Consider the following 24,277-nt stretch of genomic DNA (forward strand, 5'->3'; position numbering starts at 1 on the left):
AGCGTCGCCGGGGTCCTCGCCCCAGCCCTGCTCTTCAGCCTGGTCGGCTGTCGCGACGACGCCCGGATCCCGACCGAGCCCGTGCCCGACGGTGTGATGCCGGCTGCGACTCCCGAGCTCGCTGTGGCCCCGAACACCTGGCCTGCGCGGGGCGACATGTGGGGCACCGAGCGTCGGGGTGTCGCCACCGCAGTTGTGCCGAACGCGGTGGGGCAGTCGGTTCTCTACGCTGTCGGGGGGCAGACCGTCACCGGGGCGCCCCTGAGCCGGGTCATGGCCTACAACGCCGCGACCAACAGCTGGACGCTGCGCGCACCGCTGCCGGTCCCGTTGATGGCGACGAATGGGACCGGGGTCATCGGCGGCAAGATCTACGTTTCCGGCGGCCTGCGGACGCCCGATAAGGGCTACAGTGACGGGCTGTACGTGTACGACCCAGTGGCGGACACCTGGGCCACGAAGCGGTACATGCCGACCTTTGGGCTGAACGGCGTGACCGCCGCGATTGACGGTCGACTCTACGTGGTCACCAGCTGCCAAGACAGCGACTGGTGCAGTGCGCCCAACAAGTGGTTGCTGCGGACAACTGCGGTGGCGACACCCCGACGCTCGGTGCCCCACATGTCGCCCCGCGTGAGCCAGGTGTTCGGGGCCGCAGCGAGCTCGGGAGTCGCAGCCGGCATCACACCGTCGGGCACGGGCTCGGTCGGGATCCGGGCGTCGTCGCGACAGCCGACCAGGCTGAAGAGCAGGGCTGGGGCGAGGACCCCGGCGACGCTTCACAGGAGACCGCAACGAGACGGCGAAGCACAGACTTGAGGGGACCGCATCGATCTATCCTCGCTCTCTTTCTTTGATCGGCGGCTAGAGACGACCACACAGCTGCCTCCGGCACGCGCATCTGGCGACTCCCAATTCGCCTGCAAGCTCACCCGCTGCAGTCAAGCCGAAGTCAAGCGAATCGCAGTCGGTCCAGCAGAGCTCCCGGACGACCCCGCCGGTGTGACGGCTGACCGCGCCAAACTTTATCTATCCCGTCCTGTTATCCCGCTCACAGAGGACCAGCTGACCCTCTCATAGGGTTCATCCACGGGGCCAGAGCGGCCCCGCCGCGCCCTCTTCGTGGGGAGGGCCCAACGCCACTATGCCAGCGGCCGAGGGCCTATGCCCGTCCTAGGGGACGCCCCAGTCACCCCGCTCTACCCCAAGCCCTCCGTGGTGGATGACGAGTTCACCCCCCGGTCCATCGTCTGCCGGATGGTCCGGAACATGGGCTACCCGGTCCAGGCGTCGAAGGACGGCCGGGACGCCCTCCGGTACCTGAAGCAGCACCCGAACGAGATCCGGCTCCTCATCGCCGACCTGATCCTGCCCGTCATGGACGGCGGGGAGCTGGCGGAGCGGGCCTGCGAGCTCCAGCCCAAGCTCCAGATCGCCCTCATGGCCACGGATCCCGCCGGCAGCGACGCTGAGCTCCTGGCGGGCTATCCCGAGTTCCGGGTCCTGCAGAAGCCGGTCACGTTCCCGGCGGTCTACCGACTCCTGGGTGAGCTGGCGGGGCCACCGACTGGTCTCCGTCACCGACGCCACTCCTCACCCCAGCGGCGCCGGGGCAGGCGTGAGGAGCACGAGTGAGCCTCCCGCGCCCTCGCCCCAGGACGCTGCCCCTGGTCGAGCCGATCGTGCCGGTGCTCCGCGCCGAGCCGTTCGACGATCCGGCTTACCTGTTCGAGCCCAAGTACGATGGATTCCGGGGGCTCGTGCACCTGACCCGCGAGAGCTGCCTCATCCGGTCCAAGCGTGGGTTCTTCTTGACCCGGTTCGGCGAGCTCGAGCCCAAGCTGCGAGAGCATCTGCTGGCATGGGAAGCCATTCTCGACGGCGAGATCGTGTCGCTGGATCAGACGGGCCGACCGATGTTCCATGACCTGTTCGCCGCGCGAGGGCCGGTCGCCTATGTCGCGTTTGACCTCTTGTGGGTCGACGGGCGGGATCTCCGCGGGCTGCCCTTGGAGGAGCGGAAGGCGCGCCTCGAGCGGGTGCTTCCCGAGGACACGAACGACCTGCTCAAGGTGCTCACGGTCGAGGCACACGGCCGGCACCTGTTCGACGCGGCCCAGCGTCTCGATCTGGAGGGGATCGTGGCCAAACGGAAGGCGGATCCCTACGCCTCCGAGACGGTCTGGTACAAGGTGAAGAACCGCGCCTGTACCCAGGCGGAGGGACGCTCGGAGCTGTTCCGGGGACGCGGCCGATAGGGCCCGGTGGGACGCACGTCGATCGAGTTCCGCCGGCCCAGAACGCCGGGGGCACCCGCTGAGCCAGGCATCAACGGTCTGGCGTCCCGAGGGGCGTTCCTGTGTGAGGCGAGCCCCTCGATCAGCTTCCAGAGCATCTCCAGATACAGGGCGTAGCCCGTATGGGAGATGAGGATATCGAGCCCGCGGCCGTCCCAATGATCAGTCTGCTCGAAGTGGTCCAACCGGTTACCAGGGTTCGCGATAGCCTGTGGTTCGTCCAGACGTAGGCATCTCCTCGCTATTCCACTTGACTCCGGCTTGACCGAGATTTCGCAGACTCCTTGAGTCCCCCAGTGCCACGGCCGGGTGGGTGGGTCCGCCGTGGGGGTTCCAGCCCCCCAGCCTGTCGCAAGTCAGGGTGAGTCCATGTCCAGCAAGATCCCGCGCCAAGAGGTCACCCGGCCCGACCGGCCGTGGCGCCGCATCGCCCCCGCCGCGTTCGCCCCGGCCCTGCTTCTGACCCTGCTCGGCTGCGGTGAGGACACCATGTCACCCGCGGTTCCGGACAAGGCGGGCGCGCCGGCGCTCGCGACCACCGCGATCCTGTCCTTCGCCCAGATGAGCGCGGGCGGCCACCACACGTGCGGCGTGACCACCGCCAACAAGGCGTACTGCTGGGGCAGCAACGGCAATGGCCAGCTCGGCGACGGCACCACCAGCCCGCGCCTCAGGCCGGTCCCCGTGGCCGGCGGGCTCCTGTTCCTCCGGGTGAGCGCCGGTCAGGTCCACACCTGCGGTATCACCACCACGAACCGGGCCTACTGTTGGGGAGGGAATGGGGACGGCCAGGTCGGGGACGGCACTCAGAACACCAATCGGCTGAAGCCGGTGGCGGTTGCGGGAGGTCGGAGCTACGGCCAGGTGAGCGCGGGTCCTTCGCACACTTGTGCCGTGACCACTGCGGACGTGGCCTTCTGTTGGGGTAGCAACGAACTGGGCAAGCTGGGCAATCCCTTCAGCCTGACCGGGTTCAATCGTCTCACCCCACTCCGGGTCTCTGGTGGGCTGCACTTTCAACAAGTGATCGCCGGTGCCCTGCACACGTGCGGCGCAACCACAGGCAACCAGGGCTACTGCTGGGGGGCGAATGGTAATGGCGAGCTCGGCACCGGAACCGCCACGGGGAGCTCGGCGCCTGTTCCGGTCGCCGGCGGCCTCCACTTCCGGATGGTGGTCGCGGGCGGTGGCCTCATTCTGATCCCGAGCGAGGAGCAGGAGGGAGGCTACAGTTGCGGCCTCACCACCGATAACCTCGCCTACTGCTGGGGCGAGAAGCCTTTTGGCGGTGTCAGCTTCACGCCCGTCGCGATACCGGGTGGTCGCCACTTCCGGGGGCTGAATCTGAGCCATGGCCATGTGTGCGCCGTGACGCTCGCGGACTTGGCCTTCTGCTGGGGACGAAACAATGCCGGGCAGCTCGGAGACGGAACCATCCTGTCGCGGTCGACGCCGGTGCGGGTCACCGGCGGACTTCACTTCCTCGCCGTGACCACCAACGGATTCAGCCAGCACTCCTGCGGCATCACCACCGATCGCCTGGGGTATTGCTGGGGCCTCAACCAGCAAGGCCAGCTCGGCGTCGGCACCAGCACGGGGCCTGAGGCGTGTCAGCTCGGCGTTCCGTGCAGCACCAAGCCGAGCGGGGTCAAGAGCCCGATCTGACGCCCCCCAGGCTGCGGGGACATTGGAGGTAAGTCTCATGCATTCACGCATCCGGATCTTCGGTCGCCCAGGCTCGGTCGTGCTCGCCCGCCGGCGTGTCTGGCTGCTCGGGACGGCGATCGTGGTAGCTGCGCTTGGTTGCCGGGAGGAGGCCGAGTCACCCACCGGCCCAGCACCCATAGGGCCGGCTCTCGCCACCTCGACGGCGGCGCTGGCGTTCTCCCAGGTGGATGCTGACGACTCCCACACCTGCGGTGTGACCACGGACCATCGGGCGTACTGTTGGGGCCAGAATAATCTGGGCCAGCTCGGCAACGGCACGTCCACGGAAGAGCTGACGCTGAGGCCCGTTGCGGTCGTGGGCGGACACCCCTTCCGGCAAATCAGCGTTGGCTTCCGGCATACCTGCGCGGTGACGACGGACAATCGAGCCTACTGTTGGGGAGACAACGAAGACGGTCAGCTGGGCGAGGGCACCACGACCAATCGCCCCCGCCCGGCCCTGGTCGGCGGTGGGCACCTGTTCAGCCAGGTGGATGCGGGCTCCAGCCATACCTGTGGCGTGAGCTATCCTGACCGGCGTGGCTACTGCTGGGGAGCCAATGCCGTCGGCCAGCTCGGCGACGGCACGACCACTGGTCATGTGCTACCGGTCGCGGTCGCGGGCGCACACTCGTTCCGGCAAGTGAGCGCCGGCCTCGGCCACTCGTGCGGCGTAACGACCACAGACGAAGGTTTCTGCTGGGGGCAGAATCACAACGGCCAAGTTGGGGATAGCTCGGAGGCGTCCCCCCGCCTGAAGCCATCCCGAGTAAGTACCCGCCACTTTCGACAGATCAGCGCGGGGTTCACCCACAGCTGCGCCGTGACTACCGGCGACCGAGCCTTCTGCTGGGGTGACGGCCGACATGGGCAACTCGGCAATGGCAAACTGTACTTGAGCTTCTGGCCAAGGGCGGTGGCCGGAGGGATCAGCTTCGGCCGAGTAAGCGCCGGCACGTTCCACAGCTGCGGCGAGACTACGGACAATCGGGTCTACTGCTGGGGCGACAATGCGGTTGGCGAGCTCGGCGATGGCACCACCACTTTGCGGACGACCCCGGTAGCGGTCGCCGGTGGGCTCAGCTTTGGTCAAGTGAGTGCAGGTAACTTTTATTCCTGCGGCAAGACTCCGGGCGCGGTGGCCTACTGTTGGGGAGACAATCGGTCCGCAGCACTCGGCGACGGCACGACAGTCGACCGCAAGGTACCGACCGCAGTCGCCGGCCCGTAGTCGTTAGGATCAGGCAGCGCTTGCGGCGCCAGGCCGGACCTGTCGGGACGCTGCAGCGGTTGGATCATCCAGGGCAGCAAAGACCTGATAAACGGTCTCTTTGGTCCCACCGATCGTTTTCCAGAACGCCGCAAGCAGCCACGGCGGCACACCTCTGAGCCGGGCATCAAGGCGAGCAGCAGGAGCCACTGGTTGATCGGCTCGCCCAACGGCTGCGGATCGGCAACGGCTCGGGCGTCAGCGACCGGTTGACGGCAACCAGGTAGGCAGCAGGAGCACCCGCTCGACCTCAAGCTTTCTCCGCTGGCCGAGAACGGCGGCCCCACTCTGGGTGGGGGCCCGGCGATCCATGCCGCCTCGACGCCAAGTAGCCCGACGACAGATCAGCGCCCGGTGCTGCGTGGGCACGGGGGCGGCTGCGACGACATCGGGGGCTACGAGCAAGTGACCGGGGCCCCGATCAGACCCGCGCACTCTGGACCCGAGCGGCGAGTCCCCGCTGGGTGAGGAGTGTGCACGTTTGGCTACGGAAAGGGGCGCAAAGGCCATGATCGGCCTTCGCACCCCTTCCGCATCTTCCGAGGGAAAGGCCAAACCCTATGCGAAGATCGGCACGTGTGGATGGGCTCCCAAAGCAGGCGCGCTACCGGACTGCGCCACACCCCGTATTTGTCCTACAACAACACTTTAGCTACTCCGACCGACCGTGGAGCGAGGTGCAACATAGTGGCTTCATCCGGCTGCTGGTAGCAGCGCAGTCCAGTAGCCCTTGTCGGCTGCATTTGCGGGTTAGACAGCAGCGGCGGTGGGAACCCGGTACCGTAGGCCGAGCAGCCCACTTGGATACCTCTGCACGTGCTCCAGGGCGAGCCGGGTCAGCGGTGCTCCCGCCTCCAGGAGGGGAATGCCGCTCCCGAGCAGGACGGGCATGACCCCGACCTCCACGAAGTCCACCTGCTGGGCCACCAGCAGGCTCCGGAACAGGCTCCCCCCGCCAAAGAGCCAAATTTCCCGGCCGGGCGCAGCCCGGAGGGCAGCGACGCGTGGGCCGGCGTCGGCGCTCACGACCGTCACCCCTGGGTGCTCCGCCGGTCTCAGCATCCGGGAGAAGACATAGATCTGCCAACCCCGCGGCCAGGGTGGTGCACCCGGTTGGCGGGTGAGTTCATAGGTGCGCCGCCCCAGGAGGACGGTGTCCACGGACTCGTAGACCTTCGCGAGATCCAGCGTGGGGTCGGATACGATCCAGTCCAGCTCGCCGTGGGGTCCGGCGATGAAGCCGTCAAGGCTCGCGGCAACGCGGTACAGCACTTGGCGCATCTGACTTCCGTTCTGAGAACTGCTATCAGAGCACGTAGCCGTCGTCAACGGGCAAGTCTACACCCGTCACGTGCTGGGCTTGGTCGCTCGCCAGAAAGCAGACCACTCGCGCAACTGCGTCCGGCTCAATGAAACGTCCGCCGCCGCCCGTGGCCATCGCCTCGTATGCCGCCTCCTCGGAACCGAGCTTGCGTGTCAATTCCTGAAAGAACGGCATCGATCGCCACATGGGTGTCTTCACCCCGGCGGGACTCACGAGGTTGATGCGGATCGCGAGGCCGGCGTCCCGGCACTCTTTGGCCGCAGTGCTGACCAGCATCCGAAGGCCGGCCTTGCTGGTGGAGTAGGCCGCCGCCCCCGGCGCGGGACGAATGCCGGAGGCGGAGCCCACATGGATGATGACGCCGCCGGCGGTGCGCATGGTCCGGATTCCATGTTTGGTGCCCAGAAAGGCCCCGTCCAGATTAGTGGCCAACACGTGCCGCCACTCGGCGAGCGTCGTGTCAGGGAGGGGACTTGCCGCAGACACGCCCACGCAATTGACCAGCACGTCCAGCTGCCGACCGGCTGCGAGGATCATCTCCATGGCCGCCATCCAGGCCGCCTCCTCCCGCACATCCAAGACGATCACGTGCGCCTTCGACCTGGCGCTGGCCAGGACCTCGGTCCCGGGCCAGTTCAGGTCAGCCCGGTAGACCTCCGCACCCGCAGCCGCTAACCGTGCAGCGACGGCCGCGCCGATTCCAGACGCGGCTCCAGCAACGAGGGCGACCTTGCCTGCGAAGTCAGTCATCGTAGCGGGAAGATGTACGAGCCCATTCGGGTGCGCCACATCCTGCGCTCAGGTTCCATGGACGCCAGCCGGCATGCGGACGGCCGCAGATTTGTGAGAGTGCCGACTTCACAGCTTGGGGGCGAGCAGCGCAACGGTCTCCGCGGAGGTGCGCACCGGTACCACGTCGAATTCCACCAGGTCACGCCACTGCGCCATCCAGGTCTCCAGCAGGTCGCGCTCGTCGCATTCCATCACCTGATAGCAGCGCTCGAGATCGGCGGTCACCCAACTCGCGACGTACCGGAGACCGTCAGGGGCCAGCCGGCCGCGCTCCCGGAAGCGCCGGTAGACCGGCACGGGATCGCCGCCTCGGAACCGCTCGATGACCATGTAGAGCACGGAGCCTCCGGTCGCGAAGATCCTTGTGCCTCGGGAGATGCTCATGTCGCCGGTTCGCGTGATCAGCCTGCGGCCTCGCGTCGCAGTTCCCGCAGATACAGGAACAGGGGCAAGCCCAGCGATACCCCCACCAGCAGATTGCCCACGATAGGCAGCCAGCGCCGCGCCATGGCGAGTCGCCGCCCTTCCACCAGCACGAAGGCCCACAGCACCAGCGACGAGACGATGACATCCCAGCCGAAGAAGCTACTGACTGGCGTCCCGAAGAGCTGATCGAGGAAGGCCCGGACATTCAGGCCATGAGTGCGAAGAAAGGGCAGGAACGCCGCCCACGGGAGAATCGTCCCCAGCACGCAGAGCCCGAGGTAGAGGTGCTTTGGCCTCAAGGGCGGAACGACGGATGTCACGTCCGCTTCTCGAGACGAGCCTCCGGGAGGATCGGCTCGAAGAGCTCAACCGGGTTTCCCGACGGGTCCTCAACGATAATTTGCTTGCCGCCCACGCCCTGGACGATCTCATTCCGAAAGTGAACGCCACTCCTGCGCAGGACCTCCACCGTGGCATCAAGATCGCTGAGCTCGATAGCGAATCGATTCCAACCACCCGGCTCGGGCATCGTGCCGTCGGGCATGGACTGTCCACCACCGCCCATAGGATTGGGCGCACTGAGCACGAGACGCAGATCGCCGCGGGAAAGCATGGCAAAGGGCGGAGCCGGATGCATCTCGAGGGTGAAACCCAACTGCTTGGTATAGAATTCGATCGCCGCGTCGACGTCGTGGACAATGTAGCGGACCTGCACTGTGGCCATCTCGACCATCCTCCCTCCTGCGGCTTTAGCCGGCGCCGGCGCGTTAGCCAGTCAGCTCGCTTCCGCTCCAGTCTGACTCGACTGATCTTCGGGGCGAGCTGGCACTGCACGTGTCATGTGCAGGATCGGGAACGGCCGGCCGCCCGCATCCGTTGGCGACCGCCCAACCACGGAGAACCCGAGCGCCGTGTAGAACCGTAGCGCGGCTTCATTCTGCTCGTTGACCTCGACCGCCAGCGCGCCCCCGGAAAGACTCTGCGCGTGTGCCACGAGGAATTTGCCTCCCCCGTGCCCCCGGTGGTCAGGGTCGATGAACAGCGCTTCGATGGTGTCCTCGGTGTAGCCTAGAAAGCCGATGAGCGCCTCCGCGGCAGATAGAAGTACCCACCAATCGACTGCATCGCTCGCGAGCTCCTCGGCGACGAGTGGGCGGAGTGCTGCGATGTCGCTCTCAGCGAGAAAATGATGGGTTACGCGAACGGAGTGCTCCCATACCTCGAGCATTCGCTGGCGGTCTTCCACCCGCGCGGGTCGCACGTGCATGTCCATAGCGTCCAGGGCGCGGTCTAACTGGGAAGTGGACCGACATTCCTGGCCACTCATCGCGCCTAACATCACTCACCGGAGTCTATTCCGCCATGTCTGCATCCACCCTCCGGCGCAGGTGGTCTGCTGGCCTCCGCACCCCCCAGCCAGATCGACGCGACCTGACCAGGGGCAGCCCCCATCGTTATCAGCCAACAACTTAGACGTTCGCAGCCCGCCCCGCCAAAGCCGAGGTGATCGCGAGGTGATTCGGGGGTGACCGCCGGGCGTAGACTCGGAGCGTTCGGACGCAGTTCCTTGCCTACTCGCACCGGGACTTCGAGTCCTAGGAGACACCGATGTACTGCCCGCTTTGCCGGCTGCCGCAATTCAGGTCACTCCGCTCGAAGGTCCGCCGCCTCCTTTTCGGCGTCTTCGCTGCGCTCGGCGCCTGCAACGGCGGCGATACCCCACTCAGCCCTGTCGGCGCCACCGATCCGGTCGACCCCACGGGCGAGTCTCCCGTCCCGGAGCAGACCCTGGCCACCTGGCCGCGGATTGCTTTCACGTCCCACAGGAACGGGAACGACGACATCTACCTGATGGACACACAGGGATACCACGTCACCCGGCTCACCACCTCGGCTGCATACGAAGTCGATCCGGCCTGGTCCTGGGACAACAAACGACTTGCCCTGGTGCGCCCCCGGAAGGACGCCGCGAACGTCACCCACTCCGACATTTATGTGATCAACGCAGACGGCACCAACGGACATTGGGTGCTGTCCACCCCCTCTCCTTACAACCTCACCGACCCCTCCTGGGCGCCTGACGGCTCGCACATCCTGGTCACCGTAAACGGGGCGACCCGGTATCTTGGCTGGGTGCATCTGTCCGCGCGCATCCTGGGGAGCGTCGCGAGTGGAGGTGCTGCGGTACAGGGCAAGCAACCGTCGTACGATCCCACCGGCCAGAGGATTGTCTACATCAACACGAGCGCGAGCTCCTATAGCCTGGACCTAATGAACGCCAACGGCACTGGACATGCGACGCTCGGGTCCGCACCCGGGCCAACCCTGGACGGGCCGGCCTTCTCGCGAGACGGAAAGCGGATCGCCTTTAGCAACGCCGTGAGCAGTGGCGATCAGGAGATCTTCGTCAAGAGTCTGGTCGATGGTTCGATCAAGCGTCTCACCTATTCCACCGGGACGGACCTGTGGCCGAGCTGGTCGCCGGATGGCGCCAAGATCGTATTCTCAAGCACGCGCAACGGGCATATCCAGATCTGGAGTGTGAGCGCCGCGGGTGGAACCGCTACCCGGCTCTCGCATAACTCGTACGACGAGCGGAGCCCGATGTATTCGCACTAGGACTGGCATCGGTCGGCGGGCGCGAAGGGGCTATGCCCCTTCGCTGGGCTCAGGAAGGTCTACCGGCGCGAGCCCAGCGCCCCCGCCAGCGCGGCGAGCGCCCGACCCCGGTGGCTCACCCCATCCTTCTCCTCCGCCGTCGCCTCACCGAAGGCCTTCCCCAGCTCGTCGCTCCAGAAGAGCGGATCGTAGCCGAAGCCGGCGGTCCCTCGCGGGGATTCCAGGATGCGGCCGGCGCAGGATCCCTCGAAGACCCGCGGCACAGCGTCGGAGGTTTCCAGAAAGACCAGGACGCAGCGATAGCGCGCGCGCCGGCGGGCCTCGGGCGCACCGCGAAGGCGGCGCAGCAACTCGGCGTTGTTCGCCGCGTCGATTTCCGCCGGCGTACCGGACGCGCCGGCCCAGCGCCGGGAGCGAACGCCCGGCGCGCCACCCAGGGATAGCACCTCGAGCCCGGAATCATCGGCCACGGTGGGAAACCCGCTCCGCCGGGCGAAGTGCTCGGCCTTGCGTCTCGCGTTTCCCTCGAAGCTCTCGGCCACCTCGAGCGCGTCCTCGGCCGGCGACTCAGAGAGGCCGAGCTCGTCGGGGAACGCCACCTCGATGCCGACCGGAACGAGGATCCGGCGGAACTCCGCCTGTTTCCCTTCACTGCGGGTGGCGGCCAGCAGCCTCACAGGCCGAGCGCGCGCCGCTGAGCCTCGAACAGCTCGGCAATGCCATGCTCGGCGAGGTCGAGCAGGGTCTCGAGCTGCCCACGCGAGAAGCTGGCGTGCTCCCCGGTTCCCTGCACCTCGACGAATCGCGCGGGATCGAGCATCACCACGTTGGCGTCTACATGGGCATCCCGGTCTTCCAGGTAGGCCAGGTCGAGCCGCTCCTCACCGTCCACCACGCCAACCGACACGGCGGCGACGAGCTGACCGAACGGCGAGGGGATGCCGGTCCGCTCCGAGAGCCAGGTGCAGGCATCGGCCAGCGCGATGCACCCGCCGGTGATGCCGGCGGTGCGGGTGCCGCCATCGGCCTGGAGGACGTCGCAGTCGATGCGAATGGTGTGCTCGCCAAAAGCCATCGTCGCCATCGCCGCGCGAAGCGAGCGGCCGATCAACCGCTGGATCTCCTGGGTGCGTCCGCCGGGCCCGTTCCGCTCCCGGGAGGTCCGCTCGAGGGTGGCCCGCGGCAGCATGGCATACTCGGCCGTGACCCAGCCTTCGCCGGTTCCCTTCTTGAACCCGGGTACGCCGGACTCGACCGACGCCGTGCAATGGACCAGGGTGCCGCCCATCCGGATCAGGCACGACCCTTCGGCGTAGGGATTGGCGCGGCGCTCCAGCGCCAGGGGGCGCAGCTGCGCGTTGGTGCGGCCATCAGGACGGGGCACGGAGACGCTCCACGAGAGCAGAGGTTGAGAAGCCGGCGACGAGCGGTACCCGAACGACTCGGCCGCCGCGGGCCTCGATCCAGTCGGCACCGACGATGCGATCCCGGGAGTAGTCCGCCCCCTTCACCAGCACGTCGGGGGCGAGGGCTTCGATGAGCTGACGCGGGGTCTCGTCGTCGAACAGCACGACGCAGTCCACGGCGGCGAGCGCCGCCAGCACGCGCGCCCGCGCCGCCTCGGCGGCCACCGGCCGCTCGGCTCCCTTCCCCAGCCGCCGGACCGACGCGTCGCTGTTGAGCCCGACGACGAGCGCGCCGCCCTCCCGGCGGGCTGCCTCGAGCAGCTCGACATGGCCGGGGTGCAGCAGGTCGAACACTCCGTTGGTGAACGCGACGGGGGCGTGCTGCGATCGGCGCCAGTCCATAGCCGCCGGAAGGGCGCGAACCTTTCCCGCGGTGCCGGTCACCGGCGGTGGCTAGAGCGGCGCCTCGGCGCGCGGCCGGAGGACGAAGGTGTGTTTGAAGAACGGGAGGTCGACACTCTCGCTGTACTCGGTCTGGATGGTGATCCGATTGGGCCGGCCGCCGCGGGTGATGTGGAAGCGCGGGGTCTGGCCGAGGAGGGAGTCTGCCTGGGCACGCAGGTGGATGGCAATGACGGTGTCGGAGGAGCTGGATGCCATGTGCGCCTGGCTTCGCATGTCGTCCAGCATCTCGTAATATCGGAGATATACCTGGCCGATGTGAACGCCGTAGTACAACGCGCCGACGAACAGGGCGAGCGACACGAGACAGCCCAAGGTGCTGGTGCCGCGGCGGAGCGCCGGCGGGCGCCCTACCATTGCGACTGCGCTCCTTCGACGATGTAGGTCACCAGCTTGTCGAGCGCCTTCTGGCGGCCCTGGGCCTCCTGCCCTTGGGTATAGTCCCCCTCAAGCAGGAGACCGCTGCGCTCCCACAGCGGCTTCCCCGCGCGCTGATCCTGGATCTGGACCGACACGGTGATGTGGACCAGGCGGCGGGTGACGTTCACCTGCGACTCTCCTTCGTTGCCCGAATACTGCACCGGGATGTCGGGCTCGTATCGGGAGATGGTCCCGCGGACCACGGCATCGGCCTGGGCCTCGCTGGCGGCCCGGAGGCCGAGGCGGCTCTGAACGGCATCGCGCACCCGCACCGCGACTTCCTGGGTCAGGGTGGGCTCGGAGGTCTGATTGTCGAAGGGGAGCAGCGCCACGGTCTTGATGTTGGAGGGCAGCCCGCCGCCGGCGAAGCCGTAGAGACAGGCGGCCAGCCCGACGGTGCTAAGGCTTGCGAGCAGTCCAGATGTCAGGCGCAAAATGGGCCCGCGCAGTGGAGAGGAAGGTCAGATTGAGCTTGGCCGGCACGGTTGGCACCAGCAGCCGCGCGCTCACGGGAGCGCCCGACGGGTCGAGGGTCGTCTCGGCTCGCCCGACCACCTTCCCGGCGTGGCGCACCTCCGCAACGAGCTTGCCCGCCTTGCCCGTGGTCCGCACGTACTCCACGGTGTCGGTCGGGCCGTCGTAGCGCCAGCTGATCACATCGCCTTTCGTCAGGCCGCGAAGCTCGGCGCCCTCGTCCGGCATCCGTGCGATGCCGAACATGGCCCACATCAGCGGGTAGTTGGGCACCAGCTTCTTGACCGCGTCAGGCGGCTCGGCCCAGAGCGGCCGATCGCCGATTACGGCCGCCGACGCGGCGCCCGACCCGAACGGCCCCGCCACATCGAAGCGCAACGAGTCGGGCGGGGCGATGCGCGCGCTGCCCCTGCCGCCAGCACTGGAGCGCTCGTCCTGAAAGAGCCACTTGAAGCGATGCAGCTTGTGCTCGATGGGGCGCGTCGCGTTGACCCAGGTGGACACCTGCTCGAGAGTGACCGGGCCTGCACCTTCGGGCACCAGCGGACCGGGCGCGGTGCGGCACCCCACCGAGGCCAGCGCAAGATATGCCAGGCAGCTTCCTCGGTCAACGAAAACGCGTTGTCGCATCAATAGTTATAGCCGAAGAAGAAGCTGAGGAAACCGGCGTCCCTCTGATCCGGGGCGAGGCCGTAGCCCTGGAAGTCATCGTTGCTGAAGCGCCGACCCAGGTCGAGCCGCAGCACGGCCAGCGGTCCGAGCGCCATGCGGAAGCTAATCCCGTAGCTCCCCAGCAGGGCTCTCGAGGTCGTGGTCGGGAAAGTGGCTTGCCCCATGTCGGTGAACAATCCGGCCTGGATCTCGGGAAAGGTGATGTCACCGAGTCCCGTGCCGAGCGTGAGGTGGGTAAGCAGGGGGAAGCGAAGCTCCTGGTTGAACATGAAGGCCCGGGACCCGACGATGTAGCCGAACTGAGGATAGCCGCGGAGGCCGAGTGTGCCTCCGATGTTGATGCGGCGGGGCCGGTCGCCGCCGCTGTAGTAGCCCAGCGCCCGGAGCGCCCAGGCGCCCCGGCGGCCGACCCGAAGGTAACGCCGCCAGTCGCCGCTGAAGATGTAGCTGTCGAAGCGGCCGTTGGAGAAATCGCTGGAGACACCGGCCGTGAAGCTCACGCGCCCGCCGTCGATGGGGCCGCTGTTGATCCAGAGCGAGTTGTCGTGGACGTAGCTCAAGTAATGGGAGGCGATCCAGCCGATCCGGCGGGGCTGGTCGACCGGCAGAGTGAAGTCCACCCGGTCCGAGTGCTCGGCGACGAACGTGCCCTCGATCCGGGTGAAGCGGCTCAGCGGATAGCGCAACACGCCGAGCACGCCGTAGGCGGTCTCGTCGTAGGAGACCACCTGTTCGCCCTCGAAGTTGCGGCTCTTGGTGCGGAAGGCACCGATGCCCCAGTTGACCCGGCGCGACTGGTTCAGGTACAACGCCTGGCCACTCAAGTTGGAGAGGATGCTGCCGAGGCGGCGGCCCTGGAAGGAGGAGACGGAGCCGAGCAGCAAATTGTCGCCCAGCAGATCGCTCATGACGAAGAAGATCCCCTGGGCCCCACCGAAGCCCGGCACGATCACCGCATCGCCCGCGGCGAAGTCCAGGCTCAGCCGCCTCCGGTACGGCTCGTGTGAGGCGGCCAGGCTGACCGTGTCCGTGGGCAACTGCCAGTTCCACTTGCCGTCGGGCGCGGGCGGCGGCAGGTCGAAGCGATCGGCGCGGGCCGCCGAATCGACCGGATAACGGTACAGGTTCCAGCTCAGGTCGTGAAATCCGCCGACCACCAGGCCGGCGCTGTCGGGCAGAGGCACCGCGTCGAACGCGCCAGTCCAGGCCGAGGTCTCCCGCCGCCCCCCGCCGAGGGTATCCACCGAGAAGACGTTGAGAACGCCATCGCGATCGGAACTGAAGTAGATCCGGCCGTCCTGGGCCCAGATCGGCGCCTCGTCGACCCAGTGACCGGAGGTGAGCTGGCGGGAGCGGCCAGTCGCGACATCCAGCAGGAAAAGGTTGACGGCGCCCTCCATCCCGCCGGCGGTCCGGTCGGATGCGAAGACGATGTGGCGTCCATCGGGGCTGGGAGAGGGGTCGAGGTCCTGGTAGCGATCGTTGGTGAGGGGCTCGAGCTTGCCATCCGAGATCCGGACCCGATACAGATCCGACACGCCACTCTGGGAGAGGCCGCTCACCACGATGCTCTCGCCATCCGGCATCCAGTGGGGAGAAAGCAGCGAGACCAGCTCGGAGAACTGATAGCGTCCCGCCACTCGCCGGCGGTCGAGATCCCACACCACGAGCGCGTCCCGGTCGCCGTAGCGCGCGGTGAAGAGCAGGATGCCCCGACGCGACGCATCCATGCGGGACTCGAACGGATGAAACGACTCGAGCTGAGCCGACCGGCCGCCGGTCACCACCGCGTGGGCCCGCCCGCCCTCGAGCGACTTTCGGTAGATCGCGACGTAGCCGGTGGCCGGCGAGAGGTACGCCACATCGCCCGACTCGCCGTCGGCCGTGTCGGGAAGCAGCACCGGCTTCACCGCCAGCTTGGCCACCTCGGTACCCAGGACGCTGAGCGGAGCGAGAGTGTCGGCCGAGGGGTAGTACCGCCGGCGCATGGCCAGCTGGAACTCCTCGTTGAGCTGATCCAGGTTTCGGCCATAGATCGACTGCATGGCCGCGTCGAAGGTGGGGTGCCGGTTGTATTCCTTGTACATCAGCGCCACCCGCCAGTCGCCGTAGGTATCGGCCAGCCAGCGATGAATCTGCCCGCCGATGGGGTAGACCAGTCCGCTGGTGACCCAGGTGAGCTGCTTGAGGGTCGGCAGGCGGCCGGTGAGGGTGAGGTCCCGCATGACCATCTCGTCGCGCGCGTCCTGCCCGCCGGACCAGAGCTCCGCCAGGCCCTCGCTCCACCACAAGGGAAAGGCAAAGCGACTGGAGCGAGGGGCCTGGATATAGCTCTCCGCCTGGAGGTCGAGCTGGAACACGTGGACCATCTCGTGCCGCATGGTATGGCGGAACTCGGCGAAGTTGCCCCGGAAGGGGAGCGACACCCGACGCTTGAGAAAGTCGGTCACGCCCAACAGCCCCTCAGGCGGGGTGTAGGGGAGCACGTTGGTCTGCTCGAAATCGGTATGAGACGCGTACACGATGAGGGGAATACGGTTGGTCACCTCGTGCTGGAACTGCATGGCCAGCGTGTCGTAGCTCTCCTCTGCATAGCTCAGCGCGGCCGGAGCGAGGTCGGCCTCGGCCGGGTAGTAGTAGAGATCGACGTGCTCGCCCCGGAGAATGCGCCAGTCCAGCTTGCGATATTGGATCTTGTTCTGGCCGAAGGCGAAGAACTGCGCTGCCGCCGGGTGAGCGGCGACGCTCAGCAATACGCCGAGCAGGAGGGCGCGGGCGAGCAGAAATCGGGAGCGCTGGGTCATCGGCGGATCGTGCGGATCACGTCCCCCTGTGTGATGCGGGTCAACGTCACGGTGCCTCCGACCACGCGGCCGAACACCGTGTAGGTGCCGTCCAGGTGGGGCTGCGCGCTCAGGTTGATGAACCATTGGCTGGAGCCGCTGTCGGGGCCGGAGAGCGCCATGCCCACGACCGGCCCGTCGTAACGGATGCGGTTGATCTCGTCCCGGATGGCGCCCCCCGGTCCGCCGAACCCATCACCCCGCGGGTCGCCGTCCTGGATGACGAAGTTGGGCACCACCCGGTGCCAGTGGTGCCCGTCGAAGAAGCGGCGATCCACCAGACGCAGGAAGTTGGCGACGGTGAGGGGAGCGTCGGGGCCGAGCAGCTCGACCTCGATGGGGCCGCGGCCTTCGGTGTCGATGATGACATGCGGGCGCGCCACGGAATCGCTGGCGGTGAGATACCGGCGCACCAGGTCGCGGTAGTCTTCCAGCGTGCGACCGGTCGCGAGGGGGTACGCCGCACCCCAGCGCTCGGCCGCCTCGCTCCAGTTGTCCTCGGCCCAGCGGCGGATCAGATAGTTGGCCGGCCTGGTGGAAGTCTGAAGGAACTCCCGCTCGACCCGGGCCCGAGCCGCGGGACCGCTCTTCTGGATCGCCAGGATGCCACCGAGGGCGGAGAGGGCCGCCTCGGGGAAGGAGTCGTGCCCGGTACGGGCGTACATCGCGGCCAGGGCCGGCAGGTCGGCCGGGTCGGCGGCCCGCGCCACCGCGTCGGCCGCGACGCTCCGCACGCCGGCGTCGGGGTGCGAGAGGAGCGGCCGGGCCGCGGCGAGGAGCGCCGGATCGGGCCCCTGCAGTGCATCGGACCACGCTAGCAGTCCGGCCGCGACCACCCGACCGTCAGCATCCGCGAGAAACCAGGGCGACTTTCCTGGACTGGCCACCGCCGAACCCTCGGCCGCGGCGGCCCGCTCTCGCCAGTCGGCGCTCCCGCGCCAGGGCGCGGCCGCCGCGGCGAACGCGGCGGTATCGATGCGGGCCAAGGCCACCAGCGAGGCGCGCCGGGCGGCAAACGTCCGCTTTCCCTTCATCACCTTCAGCAGGCCCTTGGCGGCCTCGGAGCCGCCGAGCTGCCCCAGCGCATCCGCCGCCTGCACCTGGGCGTTGGGCAAGGGATCATCGAGCAGCGGCGTCACGCGCACGGCGAGGGTCGAATCGTGATAGCTCCCGAGCGCCAGGAGGGCGTTGATCTTCACCAGAGGGCTCGGATCGACCACGCTCCGAACCAGCAGGTCCGAGGCGCTGGCGGGCGCCAGCTTGGCCGTCTCGGCAAAGCTCCGCGTCATTCCCCGAGCAGCCAGCGAGCGGATGAAGGGATCGGAATCCTTGAGCGCCAGGAGCAGCCGATTGGCGGCGGCCGGCGCGCGGAGCCGTGCCAGGGCAAAGACCGCACGCCAGCGGACGCTGCCACTGGTGTCGTCGGTAAAGGGGAGCAGTCCCTGGATCGGGGCGTCGGCGCCGAGACGCCAGGACTCCAGCACCAGCTGGTTGATCACCGACGCGGGATCGGCCACCGAGAGGACCACCCGGTGGCCCAGCACGGCGGAAAAGAACTCGCCCACGCGGCGGCCCCCGATCTTGGCGAGGGCGGTGACCGCCTCTCCCGCGGAGACCGACTCCAGCGGCGGTGTCCCGGTCAGGCGGTCGATCAGCGGCTGAACGGCCGCCGTGTCTCTCAGCAGGCCGAGGCCGAACGCCGCGGCCACCCGAACGGTGGAGTCCGGATCGGCCAACACCGGCACCAGGAGCGGTGTGGCGCGCAGGTCACCGATCCGGCCGGCACCGACGGCCGCGATCCGGCGGACCAGCGAGTCGGGTGAGACCAAGGCTCTGCGGTAGAGGTCCGGCTGAAAGTCGCGCGCGTCCTCGGCGGCCAGGAGCGGCGCGAGCTGCTCGATCACTGCCTCCTGCTGCGCCGCCAGCGGGGCGGCGACGAGCGGCAGGAGACCGCCCAGGCACAGGGCGACGAGCCAACGTCCGGCCCGCACCCGGCTACAGGGCATGCTGCCTCCCTCGCGTTTGGCGCTCGATGCCGAGCTGCAGCCGGACCGGGTCGGGAATAGCAACGAGGGCGCTTCGGACGGCATCGGGTAGTCGGGTGAGGGTCATGGCCGTGCTCAGCGCCATCAGCGACGTGAACGCGGTGGCCAACAGGCGTCCGTCCTCGGCGTGCTCCACACTGTAGCCGAAGTCGATCCGCCGGGAGCCCACTTCGCGCACCCAGCAGCGGATGCGGAGGGAATCGTCGAACCGGGCAGGCTCGCGGTAGCGGACGGCCACCTCGCCCACCACCAGGCGGAGGCCGGCGTGCTCCAGCTCGCGATAGCTCATCCCGCTCAGCCGCAGGTGTTCGGTCCGCGCAATGTCGAGCCACACGAGGTAGCGGGCGTGGTAGACGACCCCCATCTGATCGGTCTCGGAGTAGTTGACCCGCACCAGCGTCTCCGAGACCTCAGGAACGGTCATGGGTCAGCCTCATGGGGTGAGAGACGTCCGGACGCCGGTCCGAGACACCGCCGCGGCGCCGGCCCGCGGTTGCGGCCGGATGGCAAGCGATCCATCTTTGGCGCCGTGCTGGGGCATGCGCTCGTCGTCGTCTCCGACGCCCACCTGGGTGGAGCACCGCCTGACGTCGAGGAGAGGCTCCTGGCCTTCCTCGAGGCCGTGCCGACGCTGGGTGACTGCCTCCTGCTGAACGGCGACCTCTTCGACTTCTGGTTCTCCTACTCGCGGGTCGTTCCCCGGCGCGGCTTTCACGTGGCGGCGGCGCTGGCGGGTCTCGGGCGTCGCCGCCTTCCGATCGTGATGGTGGGGGGAAATCACGACCGCTGGGGCGGCGACTTCTGGGCCCGCGACCTCGGCATTCGATTCGAGCCGCTGTTGGCCAGGTTCGAGATCGGGCGCCGCCAGGTGCTGGCAATCCATGGGGACGGCCTGACCGAGCCCGGGCTCAGGGCGACTCTCGTGCACCGTCTCATCAACCATCGGATCACTGCCGCGGTCTACCGGTGGATTCATCCCGAGCTGGGGCTGCGGTTGGTCGACATCATAGGGCCGCATCTGGGCAACCATGCCCCGGGCGAAGCCGCGGTGGGTGCCGCGGCCGAGCGGCAGCGCCAGTGGGCGGAGCGGCGCCTCACGTCGGAGCCCGAGCTCGGACTGCTGGTGATGGGACACACCCACCGGGCCGCCCTCTCGGAGGCTGCCCCGGGCCGGCAGTACCTCAATCCGGGAGCCTGGTTCGACAACGGGCGGTATGCGGTGGCCACCGAGACCAGCGCCGAGCTTCGCGGATTCACCCCAGCGGCACCACCTCCGCCGCAACCAACCGCTCCCCGATAAAGCGGGATCCGACGGCACGGAAGCGTGCCTCGTCGTCGCTCACGGCGAAGCGGTGCCGGGCGCCGACGCCCGGCGGCGCCTCGATTCCCGCGGCGCGAAGCGCGAGGTCGACCGCGCTCGCGGTTTCCTCGCCGCTGTCGATCAGCTGAACCGACGGCCCCATCACCCGCTGGATGAGCGGCTTCAGCAGCGGATAGTGGGTACAGCCGAGGACGAGCGTGTCGACCTTGACCCGACGGAGCGGCTCCAGGTAGTCGCGCGCGATCAGCTCCGCCGCGGGATGCTCGAACCATCCCTCTTCCACCAGCGGGACGAACAGAGGGCACGGCTGCTGCACGACCACTGCGCCCGGCCGGGCGCGCTGGATGCCGCGGGCGTAGGCGTTGCTCGCGATGGTTCCCGCCGTCCCGATCACGCCGATGGGGCCATTGACCGAAGCGGCGGCCGCGGCGCGAGCCCCCGGCTCGATCACTCCGATCACCGGCACCGGAGACTCCGCCTGCAGCGTCTCCAGCGCGTGCGCGGTGCTGGTGTTGCAGGCGATCACCACCGCCTTGACCCCCTGCCCCAGCAGCCAGTGGAGGATTTCCTGGCTGTAGCGCCTCACCGTCTCGGGGGACTTGGGGCCGTAGGGCACCCGGGCGGTGTCGCCGAAGTAGATGGTCGACTCCCTCGGCAGCCGCTCGAACACTGCGTGGGCGACGGTGAGCCCGCCGATCCCGGAGTCGAAGATCCCGACCGGGGCGCGATTCATCGGACCCTGAAGGGCACCGAGACCGCCGCGCCGACGCCGCCGGGTACCGCCTCCACGCGCAGGTCGCGCGGAAAGTCGGTGAGATGGCCCGACACATATGCTTCGAGGCCGGCGAACAGGTGGTTGAAGGCGAGCAGCACGATCCAGTCCTGGTGCTCACCGGCCTTGTCGTCGGCGCGGGCGGAGTTGGTCCGTCTGAGATAGGCCAGCTCGTGCCGGGTCTTGATGCTCATCCCCAGAGTCAGACCTTCCCAGGCTACGAAGAGGCCGCCGGTCAGCTTCCGGCCCAATTTGGCCTGACCCCAGCCCGGCACCAGGAAGGAGCGCCAGAAGGCGTTCATCGGGCTGACCCGGCGGGCGAGCGAGTCGACCCGAGCGATGGCCGCGGAGTCCTGGGCGGCGAGCACGGGGGCCCCGCCCGCTGCCAGCAGGACGACGAGCGCGAGACGAGCGAGCGGTGCGGCCCGGCGCAGGATCACGCGAGTCCCAGTCAGAGGAGGGGCAGTGGGAACGGGGTGGCGGGAGCGTGTGGGAATCGAACCCACCGGAGCCGCCGGAGGCGCCTCCATCGCGGTTTTGAAGACCGGCCCAGCCACCAGGCCAGATCCGCCCCCGTCAGCTCAGGAAGGTAACACCGCGACGGCTTCGATCTCGACCCGCGCGCCGCGGGGCAGCGCGGCCACCGCCACGGTCGAGCGCGCGGGCCGGTGGTCGCCAAACGCCTGGGCGTAGACCTCGTTCATCCGGGCGAAGTCCGCCATGTCGACCAGGAAGACCGTGGTCTTCACCACGCTGGAGAGCTCGAGGCCCGCCGCCCGAAGAATCGCGCCGAGGTTGGCGAGCACCCGCTCGGTCTGTTCCGCGATGCCACCGTCGACCAGCTCCCCCGTGGCGGGATCGAACCCGACCTGTCCGGCCGTAAACAGGAAGCCATTGGCCCGGGTGGCCTGACTGTAGGGGCCGATCGCGCGGGGCGCGTCCGGGGTCGAAACGAAGCCGGTCGGCATCAGAAGAGTCCCTCGATGGTGCCGTCGGCGTGGACCCGGATCGCCTCGGCGGACGGCGTCTTGGAGAGGCCCGGCATGGTCATGATCTCGCCCGCGAGCGCGACGACGAAGCCGGCGCCCGCGCTGGGGTAGACATCTCGAACGGTCAGGCGGAAGCCCTGCGGCCGCCCCAGCTTGCTGGCGTCGTCGCTGAAGCTGTACTGGGTCTTGGCCATGCATACCGGCGTCTGGCCCAGGCCCATGCCCTCGCACTGGGCGATGGCCTTGTCGGCGGTGGCACTGTAGTCGACGCCCGCGGCGCCGTAGATCTCGCGCGCGATGATCTCGATCTTCTGCTTGATGGGGAGCGCGGCGTCGTAGATCGGCTGGAACGCCGCCTTGCCCTCGGCGAGGGTGGCCAGGATCTCCTTGGCGACGGCCTCGCCACCAGCCCCTCCCTTGGCCCAGACCTCGCTCAGGGCCGCGCGGGCTCCCCAGGTTCCCGCGGCGGCGAGCACCGACCGGATCTCCTCCTCGGTATCGGAGGTGAAGCGGTTGAGGGCGACGATCACCGGCACGCCGAACTTCTGCACGTTCTTCACGTGGGCCTCGAGGTTCACCATCCCCCGCTTGAGGGCGGCCACATCGGGAGTGCCCAGCGCGTCCTTCTTGACCCCGCCGTGCATCTTGAGCGCCCGCACCGTGGCGACCACCACCGCCGCCTCGGGCTTGAGCCCGCCGAACCGGCACTTGATATCGAAGAACTTCTCGGCCCCGAGGTCGGCGCCGAAGCCCGCCTCGGTCAGCACGATGTCCGCGAGGGAGAGCCCCAGCCGGGTGGCGGCGAGCGAGTTGCAGCCGTGGGCGATGTTGCCGAAGGGTCCGGCGTGGACCAGCGCCGGCCCGCCCTCCAGCGTTTGCACCAGGTTGGGGAGGATCGCGTCCTTGAGCAGGAGCGTCATCGCGCCGGCGGCCTTGAGCTCGCCGGCGGTGACCGGCTTCCGGTCGCGGGTGAGCCCGACGATGATCCGGCTGATCCGGGCCTCGAGATCCGTGAGATCGGCGGCGAGCGCCAGGATCGCCATGATCTCGCTGCCGGGCACGATGACGAAGCGGTCCTCGCGCACCGGTCCGGCGTTGATGCCGCCGAGGCTGATCACGATCGAGCGGAGGGCCCGATCGTTCATGTCCATGGTGCGGGGCCAGGTGATCCGGCGCGGGTCGAGGTTGAGGACGTTGCCCTGGTGCAGATGGTTGTCCAGCATTGCCGAGAGCAGGTTATGCGCCGAGGTGATGGCGTGGAAGTCGCCGGTGAAATGGAGATTGATCTCGTCCATCGGCACCACCTGCGCATAGCCGCCGCCGGCCGCGCCGCCCTTGACGCCGAACACGGGGCCCAGCGATGGCTCCCGGATGCAGAGCATGACCTTCTTCCCCAGCCGCCGGAGCGCCTGGCTCACGCCGACGGTGACGGTGCTCTTCCCTTCTCCGGCGGGCGTCGGGTTGATCCCGGTGACGAGCACCAGGCGACCCGTGGGTGCGCGGGCCCGGATGGCCTCGGCACTGATCTTGGCCTTGTGGCGGCCGTACAGGAGAATGTCGTCGGGACCGAGCCCCACCTCGGCGGCCACGTCCTGGATCGGTCGGAGCTTGGCGGCCTGCGCGATGGCGATATCGGAAGGGACGCTGGTCGTCACGAGGGAGCGCTCCGGGCGCTGAGAGGTGGAAGTCGAAACACGCGTGCCGCATTCCGGCCGGTGGCCGCGATCAGCTCCTCGGTGGTCATGCCGCGGAGCCGGGCGATTCGCTCGGCCACGTGACGGACGAACGCCGGCTCGTTCCGCTTCCCCCGGTGGGGCACGGGCGCGAGGTAGGGGCCGTCAGTCTCGAGCAGCAGCCGGTCCAGCGGCGTCTCCAGGATGGCCTCGTCCAGCCGCCAGCTCTTGAAGGTGACCATTCCGCTGAACGACACATAGTGGCGGAGGTCCAACCCCGCCCGCAAGAGGGCGGGTCCGCTGCTGAAGGAGTGAAGGATGGCAGGGACGTCCGGGTGGGCACGCAGCAGGGCGGCAACGTCGTCGTCCGCCTCCCGAGCGTGGATTACGGCCGGCTGGCCGGTCTCCCGGGCCAGCCGGAGCTGGGCCTCGAATGCCGCGCGCTGGGCCTCGCGGGGCGAGTGGTCGTAGTGATAGTCCAGGCCCATCTCACCGGCTGCCACCACTCGCGGGCTCCGGAGCCGCTCGCGGAGCGCGCGTTCAATCTCGTCGCTCCAGATGCGGGCCTCGTGTGGATGGACGCCGGCGGTGGCGGAAAGCCGGGGATCGCTGGCGGCGAGGGCGAGTGCCTGATCGGCCGCGGCGGGCGATTCGCCGATCACCACCACGTGCCCTACCCCGGCGGCCCAGGCCCGGTCCAGCACCTCCGCGCGATCCGGCTGGTAGGTCGGATCGGCGAGGTGACAATGGGTATCGATCAGCACC

The 24,277-nt window shown here is 68.3% G+C and carries 27 protein-coding genes and 1 tRNA gene; 7 read left to right on the forward strand and 21 right to left on the reverse strand.

What is annotated here, in order from left to right; genetic code table 11:
• From VHR41_09280 to VHR41_09300, 5 genes are all read left to right on the forward strand, one after another.
• Window positions 1-819 (forward strand): kelch repeat-containing protein (locus tag VHR41_09280; GenBank protein ID HEX3234379.1); only part of this gene is annotated, 819 nt, incomplete at its 5' end.
• A gap of 345 nt (window positions 820-1,164) precedes the next feature.
• Entirely contained in the window at window positions 1,165-1,635 is a 471-nt protein-coding gene (locus VHR41_09285) for a response regulator (GenBank protein ID HEX3234380.1), read from the forward strand.
• On the forward strand, window positions 1,632-2,258 hold the full coding sequence (locus VHR41_09290; GenBank protein ID HEX3234381.1) for a hypothetical protein: 627 nt from the start codon (window positions 1,632-1,634) through the stop codon (window positions 2,256-2,258). Before VHR41_09285 ends, VHR41_09290 begins: the two co-directional genes overlap by 4 nt.
• A gap of 408 nt (window positions 2,259-2,666) precedes the next feature.
• A complete protein-coding gene (locus VHR41_09295) occupies window positions 2,667-3,962 on the forward strand; it encodes a hypothetical protein (GenBank protein ID HEX3234382.1) in 1,296 nt (431 codons plus the stop codon).
• A gap of 37 nt (window positions 3,963-3,999) precedes the next feature.
• Window positions 4,000-5,235: a hypothetical protein gene (locus VHR41_09300; GenBank protein ID HEX3234383.1), complete on the forward strand. Its 1,236-nt coding sequence runs from the start codon at window positions 4,000-4,002 to the stop codon at window positions 5,233-5,235.
• Between the two features lie 789 nt (window positions 5,236-6,024).
• Here the strand turns inward: VHR41_09300 and VHR41_09305 are convergent.
• The 6 genes from VHR41_09305 to VHR41_09330 all read right to left on the reverse strand — a co-directional run bounded on the left by VHR41_09305 (window position 6,025) and on the right by VHR41_09330 (window position 9,083).
• Window positions 6,025-6,555, reverse strand: coding sequence for a dihydrofolate reductase family protein (locus tag VHR41_09305; GenBank protein ID HEX3234384.1), 531 nt, complete (start codon window positions 6,553-6,555; stop codon window positions 6,025-6,027).
• 25 nt (window positions 6,556-6,580) lie between these two features.
• Complete coding sequence (locus VHR41_09310; GenBank protein ID HEX3234385.1) at window positions 6,581-7,348, reverse strand: SDR family oxidoreductase; 768 nt, start codon at window positions 7,346-7,348, stop codon at window positions 6,581-6,583.
• Between the two features lie 108 nt (window positions 7,349-7,456).
• Complete coding sequence (locus VHR41_09315) at window positions 7,457-7,774, reverse strand: DUF3303 family protein (protein HEX3234386.1); 318 nt, start codon at window positions 7,772-7,774, stop codon at window positions 7,457-7,459.
• 17 nt (window positions 7,775-7,791) lie between these two features.
• Window positions 7,792-8,136 carry a DUF2834 domain-containing protein gene (locus VHR41_09320; protein HEX3234387.1) on the reverse strand — a complete coding sequence of 115 codons (345 nt, stop codon included), beginning with the start codon at window positions 8,134-8,136 and terminating at the stop codon, window positions 7,792-7,794.
• Complete coding sequence (locus VHR41_09325) at window positions 8,133-8,549, reverse strand: VOC family protein (protein ID HEX3234388.1); 417 nt, start codon at window positions 8,547-8,549, stop codon at window positions 8,133-8,135. Before VHR41_09325 ends, VHR41_09320 begins: the two co-directional genes overlap by 4 nt.
• A gap of 42 nt (window positions 8,550-8,591) precedes the next feature.
• Window positions 8,592-9,083 carry a GNAT family N-acetyltransferase gene (locus VHR41_09330; protein HEX3234389.1) on the reverse strand — a complete coding sequence of 164 codons (492 nt, stop codon included), beginning with the start codon at window positions 9,081-9,083 and terminating at the stop codon, window positions 8,592-8,594.
• A gap of 341 nt (window positions 9,084-9,424) precedes the next feature.
• On the opposite strand from VHR41_09330, the gene VHR41_09335 reads away from it, so the two are divergent.
• Window positions 9,425-10,435 carry a hypothetical protein gene (locus VHR41_09335; protein ID HEX3234390.1) on the forward strand — a complete coding sequence of 337 codons (1,011 nt, stop codon included), beginning with the start codon at window positions 9,425-9,427 and terminating at the stop codon, window positions 10,433-10,435.
• Between the two features lie 59 nt (window positions 10,436-10,494).
• On the opposite strand, the gene VHR41_09340 is transcribed toward VHR41_09335, so the two are convergent.
• From VHR41_09340 to VHR41_09380, 9 genes are read right to left on the reverse strand one after another with little or no spacing between them, the layout of a single operon-like run.
• Window positions 10,495-11,112, reverse strand: a complete 618-nt coding sequence (locus tag VHR41_09340; protein HEX3234391.1) for a non-canonical purine NTP pyrophosphatase — start codon at window positions 11,110-11,112, stop codon at window positions 10,495-10,497.
• Window positions 11,109-11,819 carry a ribonuclease PH gene (rph, locus tag VHR41_09345; GenBank protein HEX3234392.1) on the reverse strand — a complete coding sequence of 237 codons (711 nt, stop codon included), beginning with the start codon at window positions 11,817-11,819 and terminating at the stop codon, window positions 11,109-11,111. The genes VHR41_09340 and rph overlap by 4 nt, the downstream gene beginning before the upstream one ends.
• Complete coding sequence (gene rfaE2, locus VHR41_09350; protein ID HEX3234393.1) at window positions 11,806-12,243, reverse strand: D-glycero-beta-D-manno-heptose 1-phosphate adenylyltransferase; 438 nt, start codon at window positions 12,241-12,243, stop codon at window positions 11,806-11,808. Before rfaE2 ends, rph begins: the two co-directional genes overlap by 14 nt.
• Before the next feature lie 51 nt (window positions 12,244-12,294).
• Window positions 12,295-12,660, reverse strand: coding sequence for a hypothetical protein (locus VHR41_09355; GenBank protein ID HEX3234394.1), 366 nt, complete (start codon window positions 12,658-12,660; stop codon window positions 12,295-12,297).
• Window positions 12,654-13,157, reverse strand: a complete 504-nt coding sequence (lptE, locus tag VHR41_09360; GenBank protein HEX3234395.1) for an LPS assembly lipoprotein LptE — start codon at window positions 13,155-13,157, stop codon at window positions 12,654-12,656. The genes VHR41_09355 and lptE overlap by 7 nt, the downstream gene beginning before the upstream one ends.
• A complete protein-coding gene (locus tag VHR41_09365) occupies window positions 13,123-13,827 on the reverse strand; it encodes a hypothetical protein (protein HEX3234396.1) in 705 nt (234 codons plus the stop codon). Before VHR41_09365 ends, lptE begins: the two co-directional genes overlap by 35 nt.
• Window positions 13,827-16,673 carry a hypothetical protein gene (locus VHR41_09370; GenBank protein ID HEX3234397.1) on the reverse strand — a complete coding sequence of 949 codons (2,847 nt, stop codon included), beginning with the start codon at window positions 16,671-16,673 and terminating at the stop codon, window positions 13,827-13,829. The genes VHR41_09365 and VHR41_09370 overlap by 1 nt, the downstream gene beginning before the upstream one ends.
• Complete coding sequence (locus VHR41_09375) at window positions 16,670-18,718, reverse strand: peptidylprolyl isomerase (GenBank protein HEX3234398.1); 2,049 nt, start codon at window positions 18,716-18,718, stop codon at window positions 16,670-16,672. The genes VHR41_09370 and VHR41_09375 overlap by 4 nt, the downstream gene beginning before the upstream one ends.
• On the reverse strand, window positions 18,708-19,181 hold the full coding sequence (locus VHR41_09380) for a thioesterase family protein (GenBank protein ID HEX3234399.1): 474 nt from the start codon (window positions 19,179-19,181) through the stop codon (window positions 18,708-18,710). The genes VHR41_09375 and VHR41_09380 overlap by 11 nt, the downstream gene beginning before the upstream one ends.
• 69 nt (window positions 19,182-19,250) lie before the next feature.
• Between VHR41_09380 and VHR41_09385 the strand changes: the two genes are divergently transcribed.
• Window positions 19,251-20,057 (forward strand): UDP-2,3-diacylglucosamine diphosphatase, encoded by an 807-nt coding sequence (locus tag VHR41_09385; protein HEX3234400.1) that lies wholly within the window; start codon window positions 19,251-19,253, stop codon window positions 20,055-20,057.
• Here the strand turns inward: VHR41_09385 and murI are convergent.
• The 6 genes from murI to VHR41_09415 form a co-directional block, all read right to left on the reverse strand.
• Window positions 20,011-20,811, reverse strand: coding sequence for a glutamate racemase (gene murI / locus VHR41_09390; GenBank protein ID HEX3234401.1), 801 nt, complete (start codon window positions 20,809-20,811; stop codon window positions 20,011-20,013). The genes VHR41_09385 and murI overlap by 47 nt on opposite strands.
• Window positions 20,808-21,290 (reverse strand): hypothetical protein, encoded by a 483-nt coding sequence (locus VHR41_09395; protein HEX3234402.1) that lies wholly within the window; start codon window positions 21,288-21,290, stop codon window positions 20,808-20,810. Before VHR41_09395 ends, murI begins: the two co-directional genes overlap by 4 nt.
• 37 nt (window positions 21,291-21,327) lie before the next feature.
• Window positions 21,328-21,425, reverse strand: a tRNA-Sec gene (locus VHR41_09400).
• Between the two features lie 6 nt (window positions 21,426-21,431).
• Window positions 21,432-21,818, reverse strand: coding sequence for a RidA family protein (locus VHR41_09405; protein ID HEX3234403.1), 387 nt, complete (start codon window positions 21,816-21,818; stop codon window positions 21,432-21,434).
• The gene (locus VHR41_09410; protein HEX3234404.1) at window positions 21,818-23,494 is read right to left on the reverse strand and encodes a formate--tetrahydrofolate ligase; all 1,677 of its coding nucleotides are present in this window, start codon (window positions 23,492-23,494) and stop codon (window positions 21,818-21,820) included. Before VHR41_09410 ends, VHR41_09405 begins: the two co-directional genes overlap by 1 nt.
• On the reverse strand, window positions 23,491-24,276 hold the full coding sequence (locus VHR41_09415) for a TatD family hydrolase (protein ID HEX3234405.1): 786 nt from the start codon (window positions 24,274-24,276) through the stop codon (window positions 23,491-23,493). The genes VHR41_09410 and VHR41_09415 overlap by 4 nt, the downstream gene beginning before the upstream one ends.
• Window position 24,277: the final 1 nt, after the last annotated feature.

The organism is Gemmatimonadales bacterium, assembly GCA_036265815.1.
GTDB lineage: Bacteria > Gemmatimonadota > Gemmatimonadetes > Gemmatimonadales > GWC2-71-9 > CAVVWJ01.